Origin of the sequence: Pseudomonas sp. ICMP 10191, from assembly GCF_001467335.1 — a bacterium.
Taxonomy (GTDB): domain Bacteria; phylum Pseudomonadota; class Gammaproteobacteria; order Pseudomonadales; family Pseudomonadaceae; genus Aquipseudomonas; species Aquipseudomonas cerasi.
Genome location: NZ_LKGW01000157.1, coordinates 66394 through 86364, shown reverse-complemented (window position 1 = coordinate 86364; position 19971 = coordinate 66394). Strand labels below are relative to the sequence as shown.

At 57.9% G+C, this 19971-nt stretch carries 19 protein-coding genes; 16 read left to right on the top strand and 3 right to left on the bottom strand.

The genetic code is table 11. The features are described from left to right. The first annotated feature begins 43 nt into the window (after window positions 1–43). From aat to infA, 3 genes are all read left to right on the top strand, one after another. On the top strand, window positions 44–733 hold the full coding sequence (aat, locus tag AO388_RS23585; protein ID WP_003371763.1) for a leucyl/phenylalanyl-tRNA--protein transferase: 690 nt from the start codon (window positions 44–46) through the stop codon (window positions 731–733). A 48-nt stretch (window positions 734–781) separates the two neighbouring features. Further along, window positions 782–1489 carry an arginyltransferase gene (locus AO388_RS23580; protein WP_003371761.1) on the top strand — a complete coding sequence of 236 codons (708 nt, stop codon included), beginning with the start codon at window positions 782–784 and terminating at the stop codon, window positions 1487–1489. A gap of 101 nt (window positions 1490–1590) precedes the next feature. Next, window positions 1591–1809 carry a translation initiation factor IF-1 gene (gene infA / locus AO388_RS23575; RefSeq protein ID WP_002553999.1) on the top strand — a complete coding sequence of 73 codons (219 nt, stop codon included), beginning with the start codon at window positions 1591–1593 and terminating at the stop codon, window positions 1807–1809. A gap of 98 nt (window positions 1810–1907) precedes the next feature. Here the strand turns inward: infA and clpA are convergent, their stop codons facing one another. Together clpA and clpS are read right to left on the bottom strand one after the other, a co-directional pair. Then, entirely contained in the window at window positions 1908–4181 is a 2274-nt protein-coding gene (gene clpA, locus AO388_RS23570) for an ATP-dependent Clp protease ATP-binding subunit ClpA (RefSeq protein WP_003371759.1), read from the bottom strand. 30 nt (window positions 4182–4211) lie between these two features. Then, entirely contained in the window at window positions 4212–4574 is a 363-nt protein-coding gene (gene clpS, locus AO388_RS23565; RefSeq protein ID WP_003405085.1) for an ATP-dependent Clp protease adapter ClpS, read from the bottom strand. Window positions 4575–4792: 218 nt separating this feature from the next. Between clpS and AO388_RS23560 the strand changes: the two genes are divergently transcribed. Together AO388_RS23560 and AO388_RS23555 are read left to right on the top strand one after the other, a co-directional pair. After that, complete coding sequence (locus AO388_RS23560) at window positions 4793–5077, top strand: cold shock domain-containing protein (RefSeq protein WP_032609879.1); 285 nt, start codon at window positions 4793–4795, stop codon at window positions 5075–5077. 617 nt (window positions 5078–5694) lie between these two features. After that, the gene (locus tag AO388_RS23555) at window positions 5695–7917 is read left to right on the top strand and encodes an NADP-dependent isocitrate dehydrogenase (protein ID WP_044308824.1); all 2223 of its coding nucleotides are present in this window, start codon (window positions 5695–5697) and stop codon (window positions 7915–7917) included. Between the two features lie 151 nt (window positions 7918–8068). Here AO388_RS23555 and AO388_RS23550 read toward each other — a convergent pair whose 3' ends face one another. Continuing rightward, a complete protein-coding gene (locus tag AO388_RS23550; protein ID WP_054081085.1) occupies window positions 8069–8950 on the bottom strand; it encodes an alpha/beta fold hydrolase in 882 nt (293 codons plus the stop codon). Between the two features lie 303 nt (window positions 8951–9253). Between AO388_RS23550 and AO388_RS23545 the strand changes: the two genes are divergently transcribed. From AO388_RS23545 to AO388_RS23495, 11 genes are all read left to right on the top strand, one after another. Beyond that, window positions 9254–10159 (top strand): LysR family transcriptional regulator, encoded by a 906-nt coding sequence (locus tag AO388_RS23545; protein ID WP_024663379.1) that lies wholly within the window; start codon window positions 9254–9256, stop codon window positions 10157–10159. Window positions 10160–10201: 42 nt separating this feature from the next. Continuing rightward, window positions 10202–10648, top strand: coding sequence for an NUDIX hydrolase (locus tag AO388_RS23540; RefSeq protein WP_003350322.1), 447 nt, complete (start codon window positions 10202–10204; stop codon window positions 10646–10648). Between the two features lie 60 nt (window positions 10649–10708). Then, complete coding sequence (mnmA, locus tag AO388_RS23535; RefSeq protein ID WP_011168961.1) at window positions 10709–11839, top strand: tRNA 2-thiouridine(34) synthase MnmA; 1131 nt, start codon at window positions 10709–10711, stop codon at window positions 11837–11839. Beyond that, the gene (hflD, locus tag AO388_RS23530) at window positions 11839–12459 is read left to right on the top strand and encodes a high frequency lysogenization protein HflD (protein ID WP_003405097.1); all 621 of its coding nucleotides are present in this window, start codon (window positions 11839–11841) and stop codon (window positions 12457–12459) included. The genes mnmA and hflD overlap by 1 nt, the downstream gene beginning before the upstream one ends. Before the next feature lie 131 nt (window positions 12460–12590). Beyond that, complete coding sequence (gene purB / locus AO388_RS23525; protein WP_003371741.1) at window positions 12591–13961, top strand: adenylosuccinate lyase; 1371 nt, start codon at window positions 12591–12593, stop codon at window positions 13959–13961. A gap of 60 nt (window positions 13962–14021) precedes the next feature. Then, window positions 14022–15188, top strand: a complete 1167-nt coding sequence (locus tag AO388_RS23520) for a ribosomal protein uL16 3-hydroxylase (protein WP_058417277.1) — start codon at window positions 14022–14024, stop codon at window positions 15186–15188. Then, entirely contained in the window at window positions 15181–15603 is a 423-nt protein-coding gene (locus AO388_RS23515; protein WP_003371737.1) for a GNAT family N-acetyltransferase, read from the top strand. The genes AO388_RS23520 and AO388_RS23515 overlap by 8 nt, the downstream gene beginning before the upstream one ends. A gap of 185 nt (window positions 15604–15788) precedes the next feature. Further along, a complete protein-coding gene (locus AO388_RS23510; protein ID WP_058396339.1) occupies window positions 15789–16532 on the top strand; it encodes a secretin N-terminal domain-containing protein in 744 nt (247 codons plus the stop codon). Window positions 16533–17060: 528 nt separating this feature from the next. Further along, on the top strand, window positions 17061–18386 hold the full coding sequence (gene aceA / locus AO388_RS23505; RefSeq protein WP_058396340.1) for an isocitrate lyase: 1326 nt from the start codon (window positions 17061–17063) through the stop codon (window positions 18384–18386). Window positions 18387–18849: 463 nt separating this feature from the next. Continuing rightward, the gene (locus AO388_RS23500) at window positions 18850–19263 is read left to right on the top strand and encodes an NADH-quinone oxidoreductase subunit A (protein ID WP_002554011.1); all 414 of its coding nucleotides are present in this window, start codon (window positions 18850–18852) and stop codon (window positions 19261–19263) included. Window positions 19264–19273: 10 nt separating this feature from the next. Next, entirely contained in the window at window positions 19274–19948 is a 675-nt protein-coding gene (locus AO388_RS23495; RefSeq protein ID WP_002554012.1) for a NuoB/complex I 20 kDa subunit family protein, read from the top strand. Window positions 19949–19971: the final 23 nt, after the last annotated feature.

The window sequence follows — 19971 nt, the reverse complement described above, 5'->3', positions numbered from 1 at the left end:
TTACAGACAGGTGCGCCCTCCCCTTCCGCAAAGTTGTGATGCCATGCTGACCTGGTTGAACCGCAACAGCCTCGATTTTCCGCCACTGGAAAAAGCCCTCCGCGAACCCAACGGCTTGCTTGCCGCAGGCGGAGACTTGTCGGCCGATCGCCTGATCAGCGCCTATCGACACGGCTGCTTTCCCTGGTTTCAGGACGGTCAGCCGATTCTCTGGTGGTCCCCCGATCCGCGCACTGTGTTATTTCCCGAAGAACTGCACGTCTCGCGAAGTCTTGGCAAGGTTCTGCGCCAGTTGCGCTATCGGGTGACCTTCGATCAGGACTTCGCCAGCGTGATCACGGCCTGCGCCGCCCCTCGCAGTTATGCCAACGAAACCTGGATAACCGGCTCGATGCAGGAGGCCTATATCGAGCTGCACCGCCGTGGACATGCGCACAGCGTCGAGGTCTGGGATCAGGATGAGCTGGTCGGTGGGCTTTATGGCTTGGCAATGGGCCAGCTGTTTTTCGGCGAATCGATGTTCAGCCGGGCAGATAACGCCTCCAAGGTCGGCTTTGCCACCCTGGTAGAGCATTTGACTGAATGGGGATTTGTGTTGATCGACTGCCAGATGCCCACTCAGCATCTGCACAGCTTCGGCGCGCGCGCCATTCCTCGGCAGACTTTCGCCGATTACCTGTCCCGCCATCTTGATCAGCCGACCGACGCTGACTGGTCAGCTAGGCGAGTTTGACAGGCTGGCATACACTCATGGGTAAGGATTCACCATTAGGCGACGACCATGACAGAGCTGGCGAGGCTGAAGTTTTATGCCACTCAACCGCACACCTGCAGTTACCTGCCCGAAGAGCAGGCGACGACCCTGTTTCTGGACCCCAGCCAGCCGATGGATGTACAGGTCTATGCCGACCTGTCTGACATGGGTTTTCGCCGCAGCGGTGATCACCTTTATCGCCCGCACTGCCAGAACTGCAGCGCGTGTGTACCCGCACGCATTCCGGTAAGCCTCTTCGTTCCCGACCGTCAGCAAAAACGTATTCTGAAACGCAATGCCGACATTCAGGTGCAAAGCGCCAAACCTGTTTTCACTCAGGAATACTTCGATCTTTATCAGCGTTATATTGAACAACGGCACGCTGACGGCGACATGTTCCCGCCGAGCCGGGAGCAATTTTCGACATTTCTGGTTCGCGACCTGCCTTTCTCGCGCTTTTACGAATTTCGTGTCGATCAACGTCTGCTGGCAGTTGCCGTCACCGACCTGCTGCCCAACGGGCTTTCGGCAGTCTATACGTTCTACGAACCCGATGAAGAACGCCGCAGTCTGGGCCGTTACGCCATTTTGTGGCAGATCGCCGAAGCGGCCAGGCTGCAACTGCAGGCGGTGTACCTCGGCTACTGGATCAAGAACTGCAAAAAGATGAATTACAAGACTCAATATCGCCCCATCGAGCTGCTCACCAATCAAAGATGGGTCACTCTGTATTGAACCCCTTGGCTTAAACTGGTTTTTTCGGGCACAATGCACGCCGCTTTTGCCTGGCGCCACTTGCACCGGGCCACTCATTTGTATACCGAGGGCTTTACTGCATGTCGAAAGAAGACAGCTTCGAAATGGAAGGCACTGTCGTCGACACCCTGCCCAACACCATGTTTCGCGTGGAGTTGGAAAACGGGCACGTCGTAACCGCGCATATCTCCGGCAAGATGCGCAAGAATTACATCCGTATTCTGACCGGTGACAAAGTGCGTGTAGAGCTGACGCCCTACGACCTGAGCAAAGGGCGCATCACCTACCGCGCTCGCTAAACAGGCATTAACGAAAACGCCCGGCATAAGCCGGNTTTACAATCGATGTCCTCGACGTGCCCCGCATCCGTCAATGATGCGGGGCGAGGCGTCGGCTATCAGGCCATTTCTGCCGTGGTTTCGAAATCGAAGGTGATCTCGCCATCCTTGATATCGATGTGAACCACGCCGCCATGTTCTGACAGTTCGCCGAACAGGATCTCTTCGGCGAGAGGCCGTTTGATCTTGTCCTGAATCAGGCGAGCCATCGGTCTGGCACCCATTGCCGCATCGTAACCACCCTGCGCCAGCCAGCTTCTCGCCGCCTCGGACACTTCGAGCAGTACGCGCTTGTCTTCCAGCTGGGCCTGAAGCTCGGTGAGGAACTTGTCAACCACGCTCTTGATGACTTCGTGGCTGAGGCGACCGAACTGAATGATGGTATCCAGACGGTTGCGGAACTCTGGCGTGAAGCTCTTCTTGATCACTTCCATCGCATCGGACGAGTGGTCCTGATGCGTGAAACCGATCGAAGCGCGCGCAGCAGACTCAGCCCCGGCGTTGGTGGTCATGATCACGATCACATTGCGGAAGTCCGCCTTGCGCCCGTTGTTGTCGGTCAGCGTACCGTGGTCCATCACCTGCAGAAGCAGATTGAAGACTTCCGGGTGAGCCTTTTCGATTTCATCGAGCAACAGCACACAATGTGGCTGGCGGGTAATGGCCTCGGTCAGCAGACCGCCCTGGTCGAAACCGACGTAACCCGGAGGCGCACCGATCAGACGGGAAACAGTATGCCGCTCCATGTACTCGGACATGTCGAACCGGATCAACTCGACGCCCAGTGCCTTGGCCAACTGACGCGCCGCCTCGGTCTTGCCGACGCCCGTAGGACCGGCGAACAGGAACGAACCGACCGGCTTGTCAGGCGACTTGAGGCCTGCACGGGACAGCTTGATCGCAGTCGACAACGAATCGATGGCCGCATCCTGCCCGAAGACAGTGAGCTTGAGATCGCGCTCCAGGTTACGCAGCAGTTCCTTGTCGGAGCTGTTGACGTGTTTTGGCGGAATGCGCGCGATCTTGGCGACAATGTCTTCGACCTGAGGCACATCGATGCGCTTGACGCGCTGCTCGACAGGCTGCAGACGCTGATAGGCACCCGCCTCATCGATCACGTCAATGGCCTTGTCAGGCATATGACGATCATTGATGTAGCGCGAGGCGAGCTCGGCGGCGGCGCGCAGGGCTTCGTCGCTGTATTCGATGCTGTGATGCTGCTCGAAACGGCTTTTCAGGCCGCGCAGGATGCCGATGGTGTCCTCGACCGAAGGCTCGGAAACATCGACTTTCTGGAAGCGACGCGCCAAGGCACGATCCTTCTCGAAAATCCCGCGAAATTCCTGAAAGGTCGTCGAACCGATGCAACGGATCTCGCCGGAAGACAGCAGCGGCTTGAGCAGGTTGGAAGCATCCATTACCCCGCCGGACGCTGCGCCAGCACCGATGATCGTGTGGATCTCGTCAATGAACAGGATCGCCTGAGGACGCTTGCGCAGTTCATTGAGCAACGCCTTGAAGCGCTTCTCGAAATCGCCGCGGTATTTCGTCCCGGCCAGCAACGCGCCCAGATCGAGCGAGTAGACGACGCTGTTGGCAAGCAGGTCAGGCACCTGATTGTCGACGATGCGCTTGGCCAGACCTTCGGCGATGGCCGTTTTACCGACACCCGCTTCACCGACCAGCAAAGGATTGTTCTTGCGGCGACGAGCCAGAATCTGTGCCACCCGCTCGACTTCGCTTTCGCGGCCGACCAGTGGATCGATGCGCCCCTGACGCGCCAACTCGTTCAGATTGCTGGCATAGGCATCCAGAGGATTGCCTGAGGAAGATGCTTCACCGCCCTCGTCGTCCTGCATATCCTGTTCACCTTCAGAAGAGTGTTCGCCATGCCCTGGAACCTTGGAGATACCGTGGGCGATATAGTTGACGACATCAATCCGGGCCACGCTCTGCTGCTTGAGCAGAAATACGGCCTGGCTTTCCTGCTCACTGAAAATCGCAACCAGCACGTTGGCGCCGGTCACTTCGCGCTTGCCGGAGCTCTGCACGTGGAAGACTGCCCGTTGCAGCACGCGCTGAAACCCGAGCGTCGGTTGTGTCTCGCGGTCCTCGTCATGAACGGGGATCAGCGGAGTGGTGGAGTCGATGAACTCCTGCAGATCATGCTTGAGTTTATCGAGGTTTGCGCCGCAGGCACGCAGTACAGTGGCTGCAGCCTCATTGTCCAATAGAGCCAGCAGGAGATGCTCGACCGTCATGAACTCATGACGCTTCGAACGTGCCTCCTTGAAGGCAAGATTGAGGGTGACTTCGAGCTCACGGTTTAACATAGCTTCACCTCATACCCAAGTGGTCGGCGTTTAACCGTCCTTCTCGATCTCACAGAGTAGCGGATGCTGGCTCTCCCTGGCGTATTGATTGACCTGCATTGCCTTGGTCTCGGCGATGTCGCGGGTAAACAATCCGCAGACTGCCCGTCCCTCTGTATGGACGGCCAGCATGACTTTGGTAGCCAGCTCACGATTCAGGTTAAAAAACACCTCGAGCACTTCTACGACGAAATCCATCGGGGTGTAGTCATCGTTGAATAAAACCACCTTGTACATCGGTGGCGCCTGCAGGGTCGGCTTGGCGTCCTGCACCGCAATGCCCGCCGAGTCGTCCTCGTGCGACTGCGGATCATCCTGATTGAATGTTAGTCGAATCTTGCTGAATGCATGCATGGAAAGAAATGTTCGTTTGAGGGCGGATTGAGCAATTTAGTCGCAGTCTGGACGGTTTTTAAATGGGCTGCCACATGACCTTGACTATCAGCTAAACGGTGTTACAACCAATAGAGCCCACATTGGGTAAAAAGGGTCCGCACAGTCAACCAAAATTTTTTAGGTGGGTAGCGGATTGAAGTGGATGATACTCCTGACGGAGTCCTTTGCAGAGGGAGATGGTGATGATTGAAGGAAAAGTCAAGTGGTTCAACAATGCAAAAGGGTTTGGGTTCATAAACGCTGAAGGCAAGAGTGACGAGGACCTGTTCGTTCATTTCTCGGCTATCGAAATGGAAGGTTACAAAACCCTCAAGGCTGGCCAGAAAGTCAGATTTGAAGTCGCCCACGGCCCTAAAGGGCTGCAGGCAATAAAAATCAACAGCTCGGAAGAGAAAAAGCTGGATCCGGCAAAGGACACGCAGCCGCTGCTTCAGCAGGACCACGCTCACGCGGACGCCTGATGCTCGTGTTGAAAAAGTCAGTTGATGTATAACGGCAGCCATCAGAGCAGCCGAACTGCCAGAAGCACGCAATGAGCTTTGCCGGACACATAAAGAGACAGCTATGTTGGTCTGCTTTATACCCGTCGCGCTCCACAGGGTATCGAATTAGCGGTTGTTGCACCGCGGATGCCCAGACTCCAGGACGTTCATATGGCCTGCGCAGCCCAGCCCGTACAATGGAAGTTCGCCCCTCTCCCATCGAATTCGTCCTACCTTCAGGCCTGCTGGGGCCGATGCGCCAGCCACTCCGAGTGCCTGTCTGGCAAACCGCACGTTCGACCAACGGCGGATATTCATTTTTCGATAGCTCGCATAGCATTAATGCTTGGTGCCAATGGTTTGATATACTCGCGCCGTGACCGCAGAGTCATCAAGGCCGACCCGTCCGAATTCTGACCCTCGGCCTTCCTTATGCGTCGGGCTGCTACCTGACCCGACAGCTTGACGCTCGACTGATGCACCCAACATCACCGCGAATAAACCTCGACCTGGCTCATGGCCGAACCGTGGGCAAGCGCGCTTAGAATGCGCGTATCGAGATTTTGTGCATGCTCAGCAAAAGAGAGTTAATACGAATGTCCAACCGCTCGAAGATCATCTACACCTTCACCGACGAAGCTCCGGCCCTCGCCACCTACTCCCTGCTGCCTATTATCGAAGCGTTCACAGCGACCTCCGATATCGACGTGGAAACACGCGACATTTCTCTGGCGGGCCGTGTTCTTTCCAGCTTCCCGGAATTGCTTGCCGACAAAAAAGTGCCGGATCATCTCGCCGAGCTGGGCAAACTGGCTACCACGCCAGAAGCCAATATCATCAAGCTGCCTAACATCAGCGCCTCGGTCCCGCAATTGAAGGCGACCATCAAGGAGCTTCAGAATCAGGGCTACAACATCCCTGACTACCCTGAAAATCCTGCCACTGACGCGGAAAAAGAAACCCGCGCACGCTACGACAAGACCAAGGGCAGCGCCGTGAACCCGGTTCTGCGCGAAGGCAACTCCGATCGCCGCGCCCCGCTGTCGGTCAAGAACTACGCGCGCAAGCACCCGCACAAGATGGGCGCCTGGTCAGCTGACTCCAAGGCTCACGTTGCACACATGAGCAACGGCGACTTCTACGGCAGCGAAAAAGCCGCCGAGATCGCGGCCGACAATACCGTCAAGATCGAACTCGTCGCTCAGGACGGCACCACCACCGTCCTGAAGGAAAAAACCGCCGTCAAGGCTGGCGAAGTCGTCGACTGCTCGGTCATGAGCGCCAAGGCCCTGCGCAGCTTCATTGCTGCCGAAATCGAAGACGCCCGCAAGCAGGGCGTGCTGTTTTCGGTGCACTTGAAAGCGACCATGATGAAGATCTCCGACCCGATCATGTTCGGCCAGATCGTCGACGAGTTCTACAAGGATGCGCTGACCAAGCACGCTGATACGCTCAAGCAGATCGGCTTCAGCCTGAACAACGGCATCGGCGACCTGTACGAGCGCATCACTAGCCTGCCCGCTGACAAGCAGGCAGAAATCAAGGCTGATATCGAAGCGGTCTACGCCGTTCGCCCACAGCTGGCGATGGTCAATTCCGACAAGGGCATCACCAACCTGCACGTGCCGAGCGACGTCATCGTCGACGCCTCAATGCCGGCAATGATTCGTGACTCCGGCAAGATGTGGGGCACAGACGGTCAGTTGCACGATGCCAAGGCCGTGATTCCGGATCGCTGCTACGCCACCATCTATCAGGCAGTCATCGAAGACTGCAAGAAAAATGGCGCATTCGACCCGACCACCATGGGCAGCGTACCGAACGTCGGCCTGATGGCTCAGAAGGCCGAAGAGTATGGCTCCCACGACAAGACGTTCCACATTCAGACCAACGGCGTTGTTCGTGTAACTGACAGCCAGGGCAACCTGCTGATGGAACAGAAGGTCGAAGCGGGCGATATCTGGCGCATGTGCCAGGCCAAGGACGCACCGATTCAGGACTGGGTGAAACTGGCCGTCAATCGTGCCCGCGCCAGCAATACCCCGGCTATCTTCTGGCTGGATTCGTCCCGCGCCCATGACAGCGTGATGATCGAAAAAGTGCGCAAGTACCTGGGCGACCACGACACGTCGGGCCTGGATATCCAGATCCTGTCACCTGTCGACGCGATGAAGCTGACCCTGGAACGCACTCGCGCAGGCAAGGACACCATTTCGGTCACCGGTAACGTACTGCGCGACTACCTGACCGACCTGTTCCCGATCATGGAACTGGGCACCAGCGCGAAGATGCTGTCGATCGTTCCGCTGATGAACGGCGGCGGCCTGTTCGAAACCGGCGCAGGTGGTTCGGCTCCGAAGCACGTGCAACAGTTCGTCGAGGAAAACTTCCTGCGCTGGGATTCGCTGGGTGAATTCCTGGCTCTGGCAGCGTCCCTCGAGCATCTGGGCCATGCCTACAACAATCCGAAAGCACTGGTTCTGTCCAAGACCCTCGACCAGGCCACTGGCGAGTTCCTGGACCGTAACAAGTCGCCTTCGCGCAAGGTCGGCGGTATCGATAACCGCGGCAGCCACTTCTACCTGACCCTGTTCTGGGCTCAGGCACTGGCTGCTCAGAACGACGATGCAGACCTCAAGGCGCAGTTCGCACCTCTGGCGAAAACCCTGACCGACAACGAAGAAAAAATCGTTGCCGAGCTGAACGCGGTTCAGGGCAAGCCGGTAGACATTGGCGGCTACTACTTCCCTAACCCGGAAGTCACCAGCAAGGCCATGCGCCCGAGCGCCACGCTCAACGCGGCTATCGCCGCGCTGTAAGAGGCAATCCGAGGCGGTGCATAAAAATGCACCGCCTCGCAAAAAAATCCCCGGCCTGTTGCCGGGGATTTTTTTACCCATGAAAAATTTCAGTTACAGGTTTGATCTCGCAAGCCTGGGAGATCCCTGCTCAAGAACATGATTGCCCCCTTCAGCTTTTCAGCGCGCGCGAAAGAAAGTCGCGAATGTATTCAGCGACCTCCGGCGCGTGCGTTTCCAATGCAAAGTGGCCTGCATCCAGCAGATGCACTTCAGCCGCCGGGACGTCCTTGCGAAAAGCATGCGCGCCCGGAGGTATGAACGCAGGATCATGCTTGCCCCAGACCGCCAGCAAGGGTGGCTGATATTTGCGCAGGTATTCCTGAAACGAGGGGTAAGCCGCTACGTTACTGCGGTAGTCGAGAATCAGATCAAGCTGGATCTCTTCTGCGCCCGGCCGCGCCATATACAGAATGTCGAGGTTGCAGCCATCGGGAGAAAGCTTTTCAGGATCGGCTCCCGTACCGTATTGCCAGTCCCGGATGACTTGCGGTGACAGCGAGGCGCGACAGGCTTCACGATTGGCTGCCGAAGGCTCGCGCCAATAGGCTTGCCACGGGCCCCATTGATCGCTGAATCCCTCCAGGTAGGCATTGCCGTTCTGACTGATGATTGCGGTGACCTTCTCCGAGTTCGCCGCTGCGAGCCGCAAACCTGTCGGTGCGCCATAGTCGAATATGTATAACGCATACTTCTTCAGGCCCAGCGCCTCGGTGAAGCCCTCGATTACCTTGTAAAGGTTTTCGAATGTGTAATCGAACTGCCCGCGCGGTGGTGCTTTGGTATTACCGAATCCGGGCAGATCGGGAGCGATCAGGCGGTACTGACTCGCCAACAATGGCATCAGGTCACGAAACATGTGACTGGCACTCGGGAAACCATGAAGCAACAGCAGCACAGGGGCGTCCTTGGCTCCGATTTCGCGATAGAACACATTGACGTCCCCTACCTGCTGAGTGTGAAACGTCACGCGGAAGGCATCATCAATGCTCATTGCACTTTCCCTGGATAGAGGTTTATTGCTTGCAGAAGCGGCGCTCACCAACGACGCCCCGAGAGCAGAAGCAGCGCCTAACGCTGACGCCTGTAAAACCTTGCGCCGACTGACACCGGATGCGGCATTTTCAGCGTCGACTGAACCGGAATTTTTCATAGCAGAGTCTGACCGGGCTGGATGAATGAGTCGCCATCCTAGTCATTGCAACTGGACTGCAGAATTACCGAAAAAATCAATTCACCCTTTCAATTTCTGAAATGCTGATACGATTTCGCATCTTTCGTGGCAAGCAGGCTGCCTATGGACCGTATTCAGGAAATGACGCTTTTTGCCGGACTTGCCGAGCAAACCAGTTTTGCCGGGGTAGCCCGCCATTTTGGCCTGTCGACCGCCACGGTAACCCGGGCTGTCGCGAGTCTGGAGAGCCGCCTGGGCATCCTGCTGGTGGTGCGCACCACTCGCAACATGCGGCTCACCGAGGCGGGCCAGCGCTTCGCCGCTGATTGCCGCCGACTGCTTGCCGACCTTGATGAGGCTGAAAGCGCGGCAGGCGGCTTGCATGCAGTGCCAGGCGGCCTGCTGACGATCACCGCACCCCAGATGTTCGGCGCGCTGCATGTCGTGCCCGTAATGACGAGCTTTCTCGAGCGTTTTCCGGCTGTGGACATCCGTGCCATTCTGGTCGACCGAGTAGTGTCCATGCTCGATGAGGGCGTCGACGTGGCCGTCAGGATCGGTGCCCTGCCCGATTCGTCTCTGACCGCAATCCCGACAGGTAGCGTGCGGCGCATGGTTTGCGCATCCCCGGCCTATCTCGAAAAGCATGGAGTTCCGCAGCATCCCGACGATTTGCGACAGCATTCGACGGTTTCAACCACCACCGCCGAACGCCCGCCTCAATGGCTTTTCCGGATCGATGACAATAATTATTCGGTCGATGTCGCCTCGAGACTCAGCCTGACGTCTTATCAGGCGGCGATCAGCGCAGCATTACAAGGATGGGGGCTGACCCAGGTGCCGTACTATCAGATACGCGATCACCTGCAGGAAGGCAGGCTCAAGTGTGTTCTGGAGACGTTCGAAATAACGCCGGAACCGGTTCACGTTGTTTACCTGGAGGGCCGTCGTCGCTCATCCAAAGTGCGAGCCTTTGTGGACTTCTGCGTCAGCGCCCTGAGGCATGACCTGCAGTTCGAGCACCAATAAGCTGTTACGGCTGACCCAATCCCCTGCAAAGAGACCATTACCATGACCTGGCAAGCCCACGTTACCGTCGCCACCATCGTCGAAGATCAAGGCCGCTTTCTTTTCGTTGAGGAAATCAAAGGCGGACGCGCCGTACTCAACCAACCCGCCGGACACCTGGACCCGAACGAAAGCCTGCAACGTGCCGCCGTGCGTGAAACCCTGGAAGAAACCGGCTGGGACGTCGAATTGACCAGCGTGGTGGGCATCTACCTGTACACCGCGCCGAGCAATGGCGTGACCTACCAGCGAATCTGCTTTGCCGCCAAGGGCCTGCGCCACCACCCGGAGTATCAACTCGATGAAGGCATCGTCGGCGCAGTCTGGCTGACTCGCGATGAGCTAGTGGCCCAACAGGAGCGCTGGCGCAGCGAGCTGGTATTGCGTTGTCTGGACGACTACCTCGATGGCGAACATTTCAGTCTCGACCTGCTGCGCGACAAGGCGTGAGACTCGACGCCCTCAGCCTGATAGAATCGCGTCCTTTTACAGGTCAGCCGTTGAACCCCCATGCGTGATCCAGCCCCCTCGAACTCAGAAATGAAGCGCGTCATAGTCGGCATGTCCGGCGGCGTGGACTCTTCCGTTTCCGCCGTACTGCTCATGGAGCAGGGTTATCAGGTGGAAGGCTTGTTCATGAAGAACTGGGAAGAAGACGACGGAACGGAATACTGCACCGCCCGCGAAGACCTGGCGGACGCCCAGGCCGTGTGCGACAAGATCGGCATCAAGCTGCACACGGCCAACTTCGCGGCCGAGTACTGGGACAACGTCTTCGAGCACTTCCTTGAAGAGTACAAGGCCGGGCGCACCCCTAACCCGGACATCCTGTGTAACCGCGAAATCAAGTTCAAGGCGTTTCTCGACTACGCACTGATGCTGGGCGCTGACCTTATCGCTACAGGCCATTACGTGCGCCGCCGTGATATCGATGGACGTACCGAGCTGCTCAAGGGCCTGGACCCGAACAAGGACCAGAGCTACTTCCTGCACGCCGTTGGCGGCGAGCAGATCGCCCGGACGCTGTTCCCGGTTGGCGAACTGGAAAAACCGGAAGTCCGGGCCATTGCCGAAAAACACGGCCTGGCCACTGCCAAGAAGAAGGATTCCACCGGAATCTGCTTCATTGGCGAGCGCCGCTTCACTGATTTTCTGCGCCAGTACCTGCCCGCCCAGCCCGGAGAAATCAAGACCACCGAGGGTGAAGTCATCGGTCGTCACAGCGGCCTGATGTACCACACCATCGGCCAGCGCCAGGGCCTGGGCATCGGCGGCCTCAAGGACGCCAGTGATGATCCGTGGTACGTGCTGGTCAAGGATCTGGACAACAATGAACTGATTGTCGGTCAGGGCAATGATCACCCCTGGCTGTTTTCCCGTGCGCTGGTTTCTTCGGAAATCTATTGGGTCAACCCGATCGACCTGAGCAGCCCGCGCAAGCTCACCGCGAAGGTCCGTTATCGTCAAGGCGACCAGCCGTGCACGCTGGAAAAGACCGCTGACGGTTACCGCGCCACATTCGATGACCCGCAGCGCGCCGTCACCCCCGGCCAGTCCGTGGTGTTCTACGACGGCGAAATCTGTCTGGGCGGCGGCGTGATCGAAATTGCCGAACCCTGGACCAGCAAGGACAAGCGTTGATGAGCCCGACTCAGGAACAACTGATCGCTCTGGGCGGTGTATTCCAGGCCGCCGTGCTGGTCGACCGGATCGCCAAGACCGGTCAGATCAGCGAAGCAGCCCTGAGCTGCATGCTCGGCAGCCTGCTGGTGGTCGACCCCAAGGATACGCTGGACGTTTACGGCGGCGACGATCTCAACCTGCACGAAGGCTATCGCGCCATGGCCAGCGCCCTGGAACGTGACCCGGCAACCTTGCAACGCGAACCGTTGCGCTACGCCCTGTCGATGCTCGGCCTCGAGCGCCAGCTGGCCAAGCGCGACGACCTGCTTGAAGTGATCGGCAAACGCATTCCGGTGATTCAGTCCCAGGTCGAGCATTTTGGCATCGCCCATGAGAACGTGATTGCCGCGACCGGCGCGCTGTACCAGGACACCCTGAGTACCTTGCGCCAGCGCATTCAGGTACAAGGCGACATGCGTAACCTGCAGCAGCCGAACAACGCCTCGAAGATTCGCGGCATTCTGCTGGCCGGTATTCGCTCTGCCCGCCTGTGGCGGCAAGTTGGCGGTCATCGCTGGCAACTGGTGTTCAGCCGCCGCAAGTTGTTGAAAGAACTCTACCCATTGCTGCACGGCTGACCCGCCGCGCGCCAATGACCTTCACCACCCCAGGCACGACGCTGTCTACGCTGGTCGGCGGGCTCCGGTCCGACTGACTTTTCATGTATGATATGCGCCCTTTTCGTCGCCCGACTGTCCGAGAGCATCCCATGCAGCTTTCTTCGCTCACTGCGGTTTCCCCTGTTGATGGCCGCTACGCCGGCAAAACCCAGGCCTTGCGCCCTATTTTCAGCGAATACGGCCTGATCCGTTTCCGCGTGATGGTTGAAGTTCGCTGGCTCCAGCGTCTTGCGGCTCACCCGCAAATCACCGAAGTCCCGGCCTTCTCCGCGCAAGCCAATGCCATCCTGGATGCCCTGGCTGAAGACTTCTCCGTGGAACATGCCGAGCGCGTCAAGGAAATCGAGCGCACCACCAATCATGATGTGAAGGCTGTGGAGTATCTGCTCAAGGAGCAGGCTGCCAAATTGCCAGAGCTGGAAAAGGTCAGCGAGTTCATCCACTTCGCCTGCACCAGTGAAGACATCAACAACCTGTCTCACGCACTGATGCTGCGCGAGGGTCGCGACACCGTAGTGCTGCCACTGATGCGCCAGATCGCCGACGCCATCCGCGAGCTGGCGATTCGCTTTGCAGACGTGCCGATGCTGTCCCGCACCCACGGCCAGCCCGCCTCCCCGACCACACTGGGCAAGGAGTTGGCAAACGTCGTTTACCGCCTCGAGCGCCAGATCAGTCAGATCGCAGCAGTCCCGTTGCTCGGCAAAATCAACGGCGCAGTCGGCAACTACAATGCCCACCTCTCTGCCTATGCAGACATCGACTGGGAAGCCAATGCGCGGGCCTTCATCGAAGACGAGCTGGGCCTGGGTTTCAACCCCTACACCACGCAGATCGAACCGCACGACTACATTGCCGAGCTGTTCGACGCCATTGCCCGCTTCAACACCATCCTGATCGACTTCGACCGCGACATCTGGGGCTACATCTCGCTGGGCTATTTCAAGCAGCGCACCATTGCTGGCGAAATCGGCTCCTCGACCATGCCGCACAAGGTCAACCCGATCGACTTCGAAAACTCCGAAGGCAACCTGGGCATCGCCAACGCACTGTTCCAGCATCTGGCGAGCAAGCTGCCTGTGTCCCGCTGGCAGCGAGACCTGACCGACTCCACCGTACTGCGCAACCTGGGCGTCGGCTTTGCCCATAGCGTCATTGCCTACGAAGCCAGCCTCAAGGGCATCAGCAAGCTGGAGCTGAACGAGCAGCGCATTGCGGCCGATCTGGACGCTTGCTGGGAAGTTCTGGCAGAGCCGATTCAAACCGTCATGCGTCGTTACAACATCGAAAACCCGTACGAAAAACTGAAAGAGCTGACACGCGGCAAGGGCATCGGCCCTGAAGCGCTGCAGACTTTCATCGATGGCCTGGACATGCCTGCCGAAGCCAAGGCCGAGCTCAAGAAGCTCACGCCTGCCAATTACATCGGTAACGCAGCCGCTCAGGCCAAGCGCATCTGACACGCAAAAAAATTGCACACGCCCGGCTGTGCCGGGCGTTTTCATTTCAAGGGCTTACACATGAATCCTGATATTCCTCTACAACTTCTGGGCGGCATCACTGCTCGCGTTTTCCTGCGTGACTACTGGCAGAAAAAACCGCTGCTGATCCGCCAGGCTCTGCCGGACTTTCAAAGCCCGATCGACGCGGACGAGCTTGCCGGCCTCGCCCTGGAAGAAGAAGTGGAGTCGCGCCTGGTCATCGAAAACGGCGAGCGCCCGTGGGAGCTGCGTCGTGGCCCGTTCGCTGAAGACGAATTCAGCAAACTGCCCGAGCGCGACTGGACGCTGCTGGTCCAGGCCGTGGACCAATTCGTTCCGGAAGTCAGCGAGCTGCTGGAGAACTTCCGCTTTCTGCCCAGCTGGCGGATTGACGATGTGATGATCAGCTACGCAGCCCCTGGCGGCAGCGTCGGTCCGCACTTCGACAACTATGATGTGTTCATGCTTCAGGGGCATGGCAAACGCCACTGGCAGATCGGCCAGATGTGCGATGCGGAAAGCCCGCTGCTGCAGCATGCCGACCTGCGCATCCTTGCCGAATTCGAGAAGACCGAAGAGTGGACGCTGGAACCGGGCGACATGCTTTATCTACCGCCGCGCCTGGCGCACTGCGGCGTCGCCGTCGACGACTGCCTGACCTACTCGGTCGGTTTCCGTGCACCAAGCGCCGCCGAAGTCCTGACTCACTTCACTGACTTCCTCAGCCAGTTCATACCGGACGAAGAGCGCTACACCGATGCTGACGCCCAGCCGGTCAGCGATCCTCATCAGATCCAGCATGAAGCGCTTGATCGCCTGAAAACGCTGCTGGCCGAGCACATGAGTGACGAACGCCTGCTGCTGACCTGGTTCGGCCAGTTCATGACCGAACCGCGCTACCCGGAACTGGTGACCGGCCCAGAGCTCGACGAACAGGACCTGCTCGACAGCCTTGAGCAGGGGGCGGTGCTGATTCGTAACCCGAGCGCACGGCTGGCGTGGTCTGAAGTCGATGACGATCTGCTACTGTTTGCCAGTGGCCAGAGCCGCCTGCTGCCGGGCAGCCTGCGTGACCTGCTCAAACTGATCTGTGCCGCCGATGCATTGCACAGCGAAAACCTTGGCCAATGGTTGGCCGATGACGAGGGGCGCAATTTGCTTTGCGAACTCGTAAAACAAGGAAGCCTGGGATTTGCCGATGAATAAAGTCACTGTAACTGTCGCCCAATGGCAGAAGAACAACGCCGATATCCGGCGCATACGCGATTCGGTATTCATTGCCGAACAATCGGTGCCGCCGGAACTGGAGTGGGATGCCGAAGACGCAGGTGCCGTGCATTTTCTTGCGTACGAGGGTGAATATGCGGTGGGCACTGCCCGACTGCTGCCCGATGGCGAGATCGGTCGCCTGTCAGTACTGAGAGACTGGCGTGGCCTGAAGGTCGGCGAGGCTCTGCTGGGTGCAGTGATCCATGAAGCCGAACAGCGTGGGCTCAAGCCGCTCAAGCTGAGCGCTCAGGTGCAGGCCGTCGAGTTTTATCAGCGCTTCGGCTTTTCGGTTATCAGCGACGAGTTTCTCGAAGCCGGCCTGCCACACGTTGATATGCTCCGCGAAGCGTGATCAACGCAGTTATGTAGGCGCTTGCAGCGGCACTACATGATGATCGCCCTGCTCTTTTTCGCTCGCCCCCTCAAGGTCGATCCGAAAAGCCGCAGGGCATTTTTATGCCTGAGCATTCAGCTTGATTGCCTGCAGCCGACACAGTGGCACAATCATGCTTTACGCGCTCACCGCGGAGAATGAACATGTCAGTACGCAACTTGCTCAATGCAGCGCTCACCTCGATGCTGATCGTCTTCAGCGCTCAGGTCTTCGCGGCGACCGAAGTCGTCCCGCTCAACTACCGCACCAGTGCCGATCTGTTGCCGGTCGCCAAATCCTTTCTGGGGGACGAAGGCACCGTCAGCGCCTACGGCAATCAACTGATCGTGAATGCAGAGTCACGCAAGATCGAAGAACTTCGCGCCTTGATCTCGCAGCTCGATACGGCACCGAAACGCTTGCTGATCAGCGTCGACACCAGCGACAGCGCGACCCGCAGCAGCAGTGGCTCGCGGGTTATTCAGTACGGTACCGCCAGCCGTGAAGGCGGCGTGCAACAAGTGCAGACCAGCGAGGGCACCCCTGCACTCATACAGGTTGGCCAGAGTGTGCCGCTGACCTCCTCATCCACGGACGCCTACGGATATTCCCGAAGCGACACCGAGTACCGCAATGTAACCCAAGGTTTTTACGTCACGGCCAGCGTAACCGGCGACACGGTTCACCTGAGTATCAGCACCAATCATGACCGCATAAGCCAGGAGCGACCCGACGCTATCAAGGTGCAGAGTACTGACAGCCAGGTCAGCGGACGGCTGGGAGAATGGATCACACTGGCGAGCAACAGCAATGAATCCGTCGCGGATCAAAGTGGCCTGGCGCAACGCTATTCCACACAGGGTCGTGACGATATGATTTTGCGTGTAAAGGTCGAAACCCTCGAATAGCCTGCACGGGCTGAAAACCCAATACTTACGGGCCTTTTGATGACTGTCCGGTCTACTTTTCACAAATATGTAGTGATTTAAAAAAAGCACTACAAAACGTTTGACGCCCCCCTAAAGTGCGAGGCATGATTGCCTCGCTCCCGCTAATCAGAGGCTTTGCAAAAAGCCTTCGAGTCGCCGCTCTCACACACCCGCAGAGCCGATTCGTGTCCGCATCGCCCACAAGGCAGTTTGACGAGGTTGCGACTGGAACGAAGTTGTCCCGAGGGACGGAAGCGTAAACGGTAACCCGGCAAGGCCGACGGTGATGCACAACGCCACTGCAGGCCCGACTGTCCACCTGACAGCCTCATGTCCGGACACCCGCTCCCCCCTCGAGCACCTCGTTCACCCGTCGCGCCACTCATAACGTGCGGCTTCAGGCAAAACCCCGGATCAGCGAGCAGCCATCTACCGTGCCTTCGATAAACGAGGCGTTTTGGCGGAGCAGGACTTTCCAACGAGACCTACTTCTAGAGGTTTATCACCATGGCACTGACACGCGAACAACAAATAGCGGCTCTCGAGAAAGACTGGGCTGAAAATCCGCGCTGGAAAAACGTGACCCGTACTTATTCCGCTGCAGATGTGGTCCGCCTGCGCGGCTCGGTTCAACCCGAACACACCTTTGCACGGCTGGGCGCGGACAAGCTGTGGAACCTGGTGACCCAGGGTGCCAAACCGTCCTTTCGGCCGGACAAGGATTTCGTCAATTGCATGGGCGCCCTCACCGGTGGCCAGGCTGTGCAGCAGGTCAAGGCTGGCATTCAGGCCATCTACCTTTCCGGCTGGCAGGTCGCCGCCGACAACAACTCCGCCGAGTCCATGTACCCGGATCAGTCGCTGTACCCGGTTGACTCGGTGCCTACCGTGGTCAAGCGCATCAACAACTCGTTCCGCCGTGCCGATCAGATCCAGTGGAAAGCCGGCAAGGCGCCGGGCGACGAAGGCTACATCGACTACTTCGCTCCGATCGTGGCAGACGCGGAAGCCGGATTCGGCGGTGTACTCAATGCCTATGAGCTGATGAAAAACATGATCGAGGCCGGTGCCGCCGGGGTGCACTTCGAAGATCAACTGGCTTCAGTGAAGAAATGTGGCCACATGGGCGGCAAAGTGCTGGTCCCGACTCAGGAAGCCATACAGAAACTGGTCGCTGCACGCCTGGCCGCCGACGTGGCCGGTGTACCGACCATCATTCTGGCCCGGACTGATGCCAACGCTGCCGACTTGCTGACATCCGATTGCGATCCGTACGACAAGCCATTCGTGACCGGCGAACGTACCCATGAGGGGTTCTACAAGGTTCGCGCCGGCCTCGATCAGGCCATCGCACGCGGTCTGGCGTACGCGCCCTACGCCGATCTGATCTGGTGCGAAACCGCCAGGCCGGATCTGGACGAGGCACGCCGCTTCGCCGAAGCGATCAAAAAGGAATACCCGGATCAGTTGCTGTCCTACAACTGCTCGCCGTCCTTCAACTGGAAGAAAAACCTCGACGACGCAACCATTGCCAAATTTCAGCGCGAGCTGTCGGCGATGGGGTACAAGCACCAGTTCATTACCCTGGCAGGCATTCACAACATGTGGCACAGCATGTTCAATCTGGCGCATGACTACGCCCGCAACGACATGACCGCCTACGTGAAGCTGCAGGAACAGGAATTCGCCGACGCTGCCAAGGGTTATACCTTCGTGGCTCACCAGCAGGAAGTGGGTACCGGCTATTTCGACGACATGACGACCGTGATTCAGGGCGGCGTATCGTCGGTAACCGCACTCACCGGCTCGACCGAAGAAGAGCAATTCCACTGATACACCGCGCAACGCGTTGAAAACACAGGCCGTCCGTCAGGGCGGTCTGTCTTTTGTGTCAGAAGGTGCCGGTATTGATTTCGGACAATATGCAGTTGCCGGGCGAATGCTACAAAAGGCGTACTTTATAATCAGTACCGTTACCCACTATGCGCCGACTACCGAACGCTGAACTATCAAGACCACTTCAAATGATATTAATTATCATTCAAATTGCGTTTTCCTGCTTTTCTCGGTCAAGAAACATAATTAACGAAATCCCCGCTGATGCCCGCCCGGCAGGCCCTGCAGCCTCCCTGAAAGGCCTTGGGCAATTAATTCCGTAAATAAATTTGATGTAGAAAATTTACTTGCCAACTGTTTGCACATAAAATCAATCCGTTGACCGCACTGCGACATTTCGTCACTGCCTCGACTCTTTATCAAGCACAGAGACCTTTGCTCTCTAACAAGGACTGACAGCATGCCCGAATCGACAGGTCTGATTGCCCATAACTGGGGCTTCGCCATTTTCCTTTTGGGTGTTGTCGGCCTTTGCGCCTTCATGCTCGGTCTCTCCAGCCTGCTCGGAAGCAAGGCCTGGGGCCGCAGCAAGAACGAACCTTTCGAATCCGGCATGCTGCCTACCGGCAGTGCGCGCCTGCGTCTCTCCGCAAAATTCTATCTGGTCGCGATGCTTTTCGTGATCTTTGACATTGAAGCCCTCTTTCTCTTTGCCTGGTCTGTGTCCGTCCGCGAAAGCGGCTGGACCGGATTCGTCGAAGCTCTCGTTTTCATAGCAATTCTGTTGGCAGGTCTTGTCTACCTATGGCGGGTTGGTGCTCTTGACTGGGCTCCTGAAGGTCGCCGTAATCGGCAAGCGAAGCTGAAACAATGAGGCTTTGGCGATGCAATATAATCTCACCAGGATCGACCCGGACGCTCCTAACGAGCAGTACCCCATCGGCAAACGGGAAACCGTTTCCGATCCGTTAGAAGATCAAGTCCACAAAAACATCTACATGGGCAAGCTGGAAGACGTGCTGAACGGTGCGGTCAACTGGGGACGTAAAAACTCCCTGTGGCCCTACAACTTCGGCCTGTCGTGCTGCTATGTGGAAATGACCACCGCCTTCACGGCACCCCACGACATCGCGCGCTTTGGCGCTGAAGTCATCCGGGCGTCGCCACGACAGGCGGATTTCATGGTCATTGCCGGTACCTGCTTCATCAAGATGGCGCCGATCATCCAGCGTCTCTACGAGCAAATGCTCGAACCCAAGTGGGTCATTTCCATGGGTTCGTGTGCCAACTCCGGTGGCATGTACGACATCTACTCAGTGGTCCAGGGGGTGGACAAATTCCTTCCCGTGGATGTCTACGTGCCCGGCTGCCCGCCCCGCCCCGAAGCGTTTCTGCAAGGCTTGATGCTGTTGCAGGAATCCATCGGCAAGGAGCGTCGCCCTCTTTCCTGGGTCGTTGGCGATCAAGGCGTGTATCGCGCCGAGATGCCATCGCAAAAGGAACAGCGCCGCGAACAGCGTATTCAGGTGACCAACCTGCGCAGCCCCGACGAAGTCTGATCCAGCCCGTTCTTCTTATAAAA

Coding starts and splice junctions, on each gene's coding strand:
- aat (WP_003371763.1), top strand. CDS start 44: ATGCTGACCTGGTTGAACCGCAACAGCCTCGATTTTCCGCCACTGGAA.
- AO388_RS23580 (WP_003371761.1), top strand. CDS start 782: ATGACAGAGCTGGCGAGGCTGAAGTTTTATGCCACTCAACCGCACACC.
- infA (WP_002553999.1), top strand. CDS start 1,591: ATGTCGAAAGAAGACAGCTTCGAAATGGAAGGCACTGTCGTCGACACC.
- clpA (WP_003371759.1), bottom strand. CDS start 4,181: ATGTTAAACCGTGAGCTCGAAGTCACCCTCAATCTTGCCTTCAAGGAG.
- clpS (WP_003405085.1), bottom strand. CDS start 4,574: ATGCATGCATTCAGCAAGATTCGACTAACATTCAATCAGGATGATCCG.
- AO388_RS23560 (WP_032609879.1), top strand. CDS start 4,793: ATGGTGATGATTGAAGGAAAAGTCAAGTGGTTCAACAATGCAAAAGGG.
- AO388_RS23555 (WP_044308824.1), top strand. CDS start 5,695: ATGTCCAACCGCTCGAAGATCATCTACACCTTCACCGACGAAGCTCCG.
- AO388_RS23550 (WP_054081085.1), bottom strand. CDS start 8,950: ATGAGCATTGATGATGCCTTCCGCGTGACGTTTCACACTCAGCAGGTA.
- AO388_RS23545 (WP_024663379.1), top strand. CDS start 9,254: ATGGACCGTATTCAGGAAATGACGCTTTTTGCCGGACTTGCCGAGCAA.
- AO388_RS23540 (WP_003350322.1), top strand. CDS start 10,202: ATGACCTGGCAAGCCCACGTTACCGTCGCCACCATCGTCGAAGATCAA.
- mnmA (WP_011168961.1), top strand. CDS start 10,709: ATGCGTGATCCAGCCCCCTCGAACTCAGAAATGAAGCGCGTCATAGTC.
- hflD (WP_003405097.1), top strand. CDS start 11,839: ATGAGCCCGACTCAGGAACAACTGATCGCTCTGGGCGGTGTATTCCAG.
- purB (WP_003371741.1), top strand. CDS start 12,591: ATGCAGCTTTCTTCGCTCACTGCGGTTTCCCCTGTTGATGGCCGCTAC.
- AO388_RS23520 (WP_058417277.1), top strand. CDS start 14,022: ATGAATCCTGATATTCCTCTACAACTTCTGGGCGGCATCACTGCTCGC.
- AO388_RS23515 (WP_003371737.1), top strand. CDS start 15,181: ATGAATAAAGTCACTGTAACTGTCGCCCAATGGCAGAAGAACAACGCC.
- AO388_RS23510 (WP_058396339.1), top strand. CDS start 15,789: ATGTCAGTACGCAACTTGCTCAATGCAGCGCTCACCTCGATGCTGATC.
- aceA (WP_058396340.1), top strand. CDS start 17,061: ATGGCACTGACACGCGAACAACAAATAGCGGCTCTCGAGAAAGACTGG.
- AO388_RS23500 (WP_002554011.1), top strand. CDS start 18,850: ATGCCCGAATCGACAGGTCTGATTGCCCATAACTGGGGCTTCGCCATT.
- AO388_RS23495 (WP_002554012.1), top strand. CDS start 19,274: ATGCAATATAATCTCACCAGGATCGACCCGGACGCTCCTAACGAGCAG.